The organism is Pseudomonas mosselii (genome assembly GCF_005796105.1).
Classification (GTDB): Bacteria; Pseudomonadota; Gammaproteobacteria; order Pseudomonadales; family Pseudomonadaceae; genus Aquipseudomonas; species Aquipseudomonas mosselii_C.
On record NZ_VAUO01000030.1, the window covers coordinates 1 to 5,666 of the forward strand.

Here is a 5,666-nt window from a genome sequence, read left to right on the forward strand (position 1 = left end):
CGACCAAGACAAGCGCCAAACACTCATCAACACCAGCCTTTACCTCAGCCAGCTCCTGCAACACCTAACCCGCCATGCAGCAGGAGCCCAGCCATGACCCAGCAACCCCAACATTGGCAAACCGCAGGCGTCACCGCCTGTCTGGAGTTTTGCCGCATCCAGCCCGGTATCCCTTTCGAGCATGCTTTCAGCGAGTTGTCGGTCCTGCTCGGCTGCGTCCGCCACCTCACCCGCGAAGCCGAAATGGAAAGCGACCTGATCGCCGGCAGCTCAGCCCGGATTCTCAGCGCCCTGGCCAAGGCACTGATTGATGACATGGAAATCGGTTTGCAGCGCAAAACCTGATGCCGCCTCCACCCGCTCCCTCTGTGGGAGCGGGCTTGCCCGCGATGACGCCCTCGAATCCGTATGACCATTCTGAATTTGCAACAAAGTGCTTCCGCCAAAGGAGCCGTCAGACCCGTCCTACGCAAGTGTCGGAAATAGCCACGTTGCCGGGCTAGAACCCCAGGCCTAACGTCAGGGGACCGCCATGTTTGGCGACCAGGAGTGAGCCCCCCTAGCAGCAAATTTTTCGGCATCTCTGTTAAGGCAGCCGTACCCGGGCAGACTTCGGTCTGGCCGAGTTTTCCCCCTCCGCCTCGGTTCACTTCCCGGGTACGGCTGCCACCCTTCGCCTCGCGTGAAAGGCAAGGGCGAAACAAAACCGCAATCCTCACCTGCACTACTTAGCGAGACCAGCATGGAAGCAATCACATTCTCCCTTTGCGTGTTGTTTTTGGGCACCGTGCTGGACTGGATATTTCGCTCGGAAATGCTCAGGAGGTCCATGTATGTGGTGCTAACGGCCATCGGCATCACCACATGCTCCCAGCTTGGCACCCGCGAAGTCCTGCACCTTGATGGCGGCATGTGGAGCATGCTGTTGACCCTGGCGGGCTTGCGCTTGCTCTTCAAACGGTGGAATTACAGCCGAACACGCGAAGACTGACTCCGTTCGCCCGCATCACGCCGATTGAACCCTCGCCAACCGCCAGCAGTCCACCAAACAGGCCCACCCTCCAGAGGCCTCACGAGGAGACACCCATGAAAGGTACTGCGCTATCCGCCCTGTTCGCGGCCGCCACCCTGCTGGCCTCGCCTGTATTCGCCGCCGACGACCTATGTGCGATGAACCTGCAGAAGATCAACGACAGCATGGCCACCGCTGGCGCCACCTCCGAAGGCCTGGACAAGGCCGTGACCGAGCACGTCGACCAAGCCAAGGCCGCCCAGGCCAAGGGCGATACCAAGGAGTGCATCGCCATCACCAGCAAGGTGCTGGAGCGCCTGGAAAAAACCGAGAAAGGCGGCAGCGCGTCCGGCAGCGGTACGTAAGCCCAGGCGGGCGGCGCACCGGCTGTCGACGCCGCCCGCGCAAAGGCGTATACTCCGCTCTGCACACCCCATAAAGGTGCGCCAGCTAGAGCTGAGTGTGGGGCCGATTAGGATTCGACGCCGGTAGCGAAACTCTAGGTGCATGCCGAGTTGGTAACAGAACTCGTAAATCCACTGTTGCAACTTTCTATAGTTGCCAATGACGAAAACTTCGAGGCGGAGTACGCTCTCGCTGCGTAAGCAGCCGAGCCCGACCTTCTGGTAGCTTCGGCTCCAGCAATCATCAGGGGATGCCTGTAAACCCGAAATGATTGTCATACAGAACAGGATCGTCGTGTAGCACGTTGGGGGCAAAGCGACTAAAACTTACCCAACTCGTCCAAAGCACCCTGCCCGTCGGGCGGCTGCGGATTAACTCANACGAGGGCTACGCTCTCGCTGCGTAAGCAGCTGAGCCCGCTCTCCTGGTAGCTTCGGCTCCAGCAATCACCAGGGGATGCCTGTAAACCCGAAGTGATTGTCATACAGAACAGGATCGTCGTGCAGCACGTTGGGGGCGAAGCGACTAAAACTTACCCAACTCGTCCAAAGCACCCTGCCCGTCGGGCGGCTGCGGATTAACTCAGTAGACACNCCCGTCGGGCGGCTGCGGATTAACTCAGTAGACACGGCTAAGCATGTAGTACCGACAGCGGAGTACTGGCGGACGGGGGTTCAAATCCCCCCGGCTCCACCAAATAATCATCTAAAGACGTCCACGGACGTCTTTTTTTGTGCCTGAAACCCAGTAAATACGGGGTTTACAGCGCCACGATAATCCAATGGCGTCCAGTAGCATCTATGTTTTCGTGTATTCCACGTGGTATTCCAAGCACTCAGCTGGTATTTTTTGGAATACACAAGCAGCTCTGGAATACATCATGGGTGCCCAAGCCAAGCGCCTTTCTGACTTCAAAGTCAAAGCCGCCAAGCCAAAGGAAAAAGACTACACGCTAACTGACGGCAACGGCCTTCAGATGCGAGTGAGAAGCAATGGCTCTAAGCTGTGGAATTTTAATTACATCCATCCCATAACGAAGAAACGGATCAACATGGGACTAGGCACCTTTCCCGAGGTGAGCCTGGCTCAAGCACGCAAGCGAACCGTTGAGGCCAGGGAATTCGTCGCTCAGGGGCTGGACCCGAAAGAGAAGCGCGATGCGGAGCGGCAAGCGAAAAAAGCAGCCACAGAACATACTTTCGAAAACGTGACGACTGCGTGGTTTGAGCTTAAAAAGGACTCAGTGACCACAGCCTATGCTGAAGACATTTGGCGCTCTCTCACGCTGCACATCTTCCCGGACCTGGGCACCACCCCGATTTCAGCCATCAGTGCCCCTAAGGTCATCAATTTGCTCAGACCTCTGGAAACCAAGGGCAGTCTCGAAACTGTTAAGCGCCTCACACAGCGACTCAACGAGATCATGACTTACGGGGTTAACGCAGGATTGATTCACGCGAACCCGCTCAGCGGGATCCGCTCCGTCTTCAAAAGACCCAAAAAGAAGAACATGGCGGCGCTTCACCCCGATGAGCTGCAAGAACTCATGGTGGCGATCGCCAACGCCAGCATCAAAAGGACAACCCGCTGCCTGATCGAATGGCAGCTCCACACCATGACCCGACCAGCAGAGGCAGCAACTACACGCTGGGCGGACATCGACATCGAGAAGAAGATCTGGACGATTCCCGCTGAGCGCATGAAGAAACGACGTATCCACATAATTCCGCTCACTGACCAGGCTTTAGCCCTGCTCGAAGCAATCAAGCCCTACAGCGGACACCGAGAGTACGTATTCCCCGCAGACCGGAACCCTCGCACCCATTGCAACAGCCAGACCGCCAATATGGCACTGAAACGCATGGGCTTCGAAGGGCGTCTGGTCAGCCATGGCATGCGCTCCATGGCTAGCACCATCCTCAACGAACACGGCTGGGATCCTGAATTAATTGAGGTAGCGCTCGCTCACGTCGACAAGGACGAGGTTCGCAGCGCCTACAACCGGGCGGAGTACATTGAACGTAGACGCCCCATGATGACCTGGTGGAGTGAACACATCCAGGACGCAGCCACTGGCAATCTGTCGATGTCCGCCATAAAGGAAAGTCGGGACAGAAAAGTCGTTTCGATACGCTGAGCAAGGAGCTCCTGACGGCCAGAAGGAGGCGACCGAAAGCCCAAGCCAATCCAGCCTGGGCCCGCGACGAGCTGATTCTCGCCCTAGACCTCTACCTGAAACATCGTGATTCGTTGCCCTCCAAGCATCATCCCGAGGTCAAAGCCCTGTCTCAATTGCTCGGTCAAATCGGCGAAGCACTTGGTTTAAACAACGGCGGCAGCTTCCGTAACGAGAATGGCGTTTACATGAAGCTCGGTAACTTCCGCCGCTGGGACCCCGAGTACATCAAGGATGGGAAAACCGGACTAGCTAAAGGTAACAAAGACGAGCGCTTGGTTTGGGACGAGTACGCCAACGCCCCTGCCGAACTCGCTGCAGTGGTGGCAGCCATTCGCGGCATCGTCGAGAGCTCGACTCCTGAAACCCATGCGCTAGCTGGCGACGATGAACTCGGCATCGCAGAAGCAGCAGAAGGCAAGGTACTAACCCGCCTACATCGGATTCGAGAGCGCAGCCGCGCCCTGGTCGAGGCCAAGAAAAAAGACGCATTGCAGAAACGGGGTTGCCTGAAATGCGAAGCGTGTGATTTCGACTTCGCCCAGGCATATGGCCCAGCAGGCGACGGCATCATCGATGTCCACCATACCAAGCCTGTCCATACCCTAAAGCCCGGCGAAAGAACCAAGCTCTCCGAGCTAGCGCTGCTCTGCGCTAACTGCCATCGGGTCATTCACTCCAGACGAAAGTGGCTGAGCGTGGAACAAGTTCGGGCGCTTAGAACAAAGGCATAAGCTCGCGAAACACAACTCACGATACGGTAGCCGTGCCAAATATCGTGCTCGATCTTTACAAAGGTTCCGGCTAGAATACCTCCCGCTAGGAGGACCTATCCCATGATTGATGCTGTTGACCTTTTCTGTGGCGCTGGCGGCCTTACCGCTGGCATGCGCAACACCGGCATTACAGTGCATGCCGGGTATGACATTGAAGGGCAATGTGCGTACGCCTACCAAGAGAATAATCGGGCTATCTTTGTCACTAAAGACGTGAAGGATGTGACGGCCGAGGAGCTGTTGGCCTGGTATCGTCCTAACCGATACAGATTGCTAGCCGGTTGCGCCCCCTGCCAGCCGTTCTCGACCTATAACCAAGGCAAGGACACCCGCAACGATCGCAAGTGGCCGCTGCTCTATCACTTCAGCCGCCTCATCGAAGAAACCGAGCCTCACCTGGTAACCATGGAGAACGTTCCTGATGTCACCAAGCATGAGGTCTACCATGACTTCGTGCAGAGCCTCCGGGATCAAGATTACGAAATATGGGATGGGCGCGTAGCCTGCGTTGACTACGGTCTGCCGCAACAGCGCCGCCGACATGTCTTGCTAGCCTCCAAACTGGGAATGCCAATAAGCATCATCCCCCCCACGCATTTGAATGCCCCGGTCAATGTCGAGGACGTCATCGGTGCACTGCCGCGCCTAGCCGCCGGAGAATGCGACCCGAACGATCCACTCCACAGGGCAGCGACGCTCACCCCGATAAACATGCGCCGCATCATCCACTCCAGGCCGGGCGGAACCTGGAAAGATTGGCCACCAGAGTTAGTAGCCAAATGCCATCTAAAGGCAAGCGGCAAAACGTATCCGAGCGTCTACGGACGTATGCGCGCAGACCGTCCTAGCCCAACGATGACCACTCTCTGCTACGGTTTCGGGAACGGCCGCTTCGGCCACCCTTATCAGGCTCGCGCTCTATCACTGCGTGAAGCGGCAATCCTGCAGTCCTTTCCTAGAGACTATGCGTTCATGGCGCCAGAGCGGATCACCTTCAAAGCCGTCGGACGCATGATCGGCAACGCCGTTCCCGTGCGACTGGGAGAAGTGATCGGAGAAAGCCTGATGCACCACGTCAGGGCCTACGAGGCAACTCTTCAAGCAGGAGATCGAACTCAAGTCTAAGGCGCGCCTCCAGCGCCTCAAGGCTCTTCGTTTCACACTCCCATATCACAAGTACACGCCAGCCCAGCTCGCACAGCTGGGCTTCTTTTTTTGCATCACGCTGAACGTTGGCCTCAAATTTGGGGAGCCAATATGAACTGGCCTAATGATTTTGGACACCTTCATCGGGCGC

6 protein-coding genes and 1 other RNA gene are annotated in these 5,666 nt (G+C 57.0%); all 7 read left to right on the forward strand.

Features of this window, described 5'->3' with window-relative positions; translation table 11 throughout:
* The first annotated feature begins 93 nt into the window (after nt 1-93).
* The 7 genes from FEM01_RS23815 to FEM01_RS23845 all read left to right on the forward strand — a co-directional run bounded on the left by FEM01_RS23815 (nt 94) and on the right by FEM01_RS23845 (nt 5,494).
* Nucleotides 94-345 carry a DUF3077 domain-containing protein gene (locus FEM01_RS23815; RefSeq protein WP_138221870.1) on the forward strand — a complete coding sequence of 84 codons (252 nt, stop codon included), beginning with the start codon at nt 94-96 and terminating at the stop codon, nt 343-345.
* 397 nt (nt 346-742) lie between these two features.
* A complete protein-coding gene (locus FEM01_RS23820; RefSeq protein WP_138221871.1) occupies nt 743-991 on the forward strand; it encodes a hypothetical protein in 249 nt (82 codons plus the stop codon).
* Between the two features lie 95 nt (nt 992-1,086).
* Nucleotides 1,087-1,377 carry a hypothetical protein gene (locus tag FEM01_RS23825; RefSeq protein WP_138221872.1) on the forward strand — a complete coding sequence of 97 codons (291 nt, stop codon included), beginning with the start codon at nt 1,087-1,089 and terminating at the stop codon, nt 1,375-1,377.
* Between the two features lie 99 nt (nt 1,378-1,476).
* Nucleotides 1,477-2,113: a transfer-messenger RNA gene (ssrA, locus tag FEM01_RS23830) on the forward strand.
* Nucleotides 2,114-2,297: 184 nt separating this feature from the next.
* Nucleotides 2,298-3,554, forward strand: coding sequence for an integrase domain-containing protein (locus FEM01_RS23835; RefSeq protein ID WP_100413803.1), 1,257 nt, complete (start codon nt 2,298-2,300; stop codon nt 3,552-3,554).
* 113 nt (nt 3,555-3,667) lie between these two features.
* Nucleotides 3,668-4,327 carry an HNH endonuclease gene (locus tag FEM01_RS23840; RefSeq protein ID WP_240791790.1) on the forward strand — a complete coding sequence of 220 codons (660 nt, stop codon included), beginning with the start codon at nt 3,668-3,670 and terminating at the stop codon, nt 4,325-4,327.
* Between the two features lie 102 nt (nt 4,328-4,429).
* The gene (locus FEM01_RS23845) at nt 4,430-5,494 is read left to right on the forward strand and encodes a DNA cytosine methyltransferase (protein WP_100413801.1); all 1,065 of its coding nucleotides are present in this window, start codon (nt 4,430-4,432) and stop codon (nt 5,492-5,494) included.
* Nucleotides 5,495-5,666 lie beyond the last annotated feature (172 nt).

What these genes read in the sequence shown, in the direction of transcription:
- FEM01_RS23815 (WP_138221870.1), top strand. Translation starts at nt 94, where the DNA reads ATGACCCAGCAACCCCAACATTGGCAAACCGCAGGCGTCACCGCCTGT.
- FEM01_RS23820 (WP_138221871.1), top strand. Translation starts at nt 743, where the DNA reads ATGGAAGCAATCACATTCTCCCTTTGCGTGTTGTTTTTGGGCACCGTG.
- FEM01_RS23825 (WP_138221872.1), top strand. Translation starts at nt 1,087, where the DNA reads ATGAAAGGTACTGCGCTATCCGCCCTGTTCGCGGCCGCCACCCTGCTG.
- FEM01_RS23835 (WP_100413803.1), top strand. Translation starts at nt 2,298, where the DNA reads ATGGGTGCCCAAGCCAAGCGCCTTTCTGACTTCAAAGTCAAAGCCGCC.
- FEM01_RS23845 (WP_100413801.1), top strand. Translation starts at nt 4,430, where the DNA reads ATGATTGATGCTGTTGACCTTTTCTGTGGCGCTGGCGGCCTTACCGCT.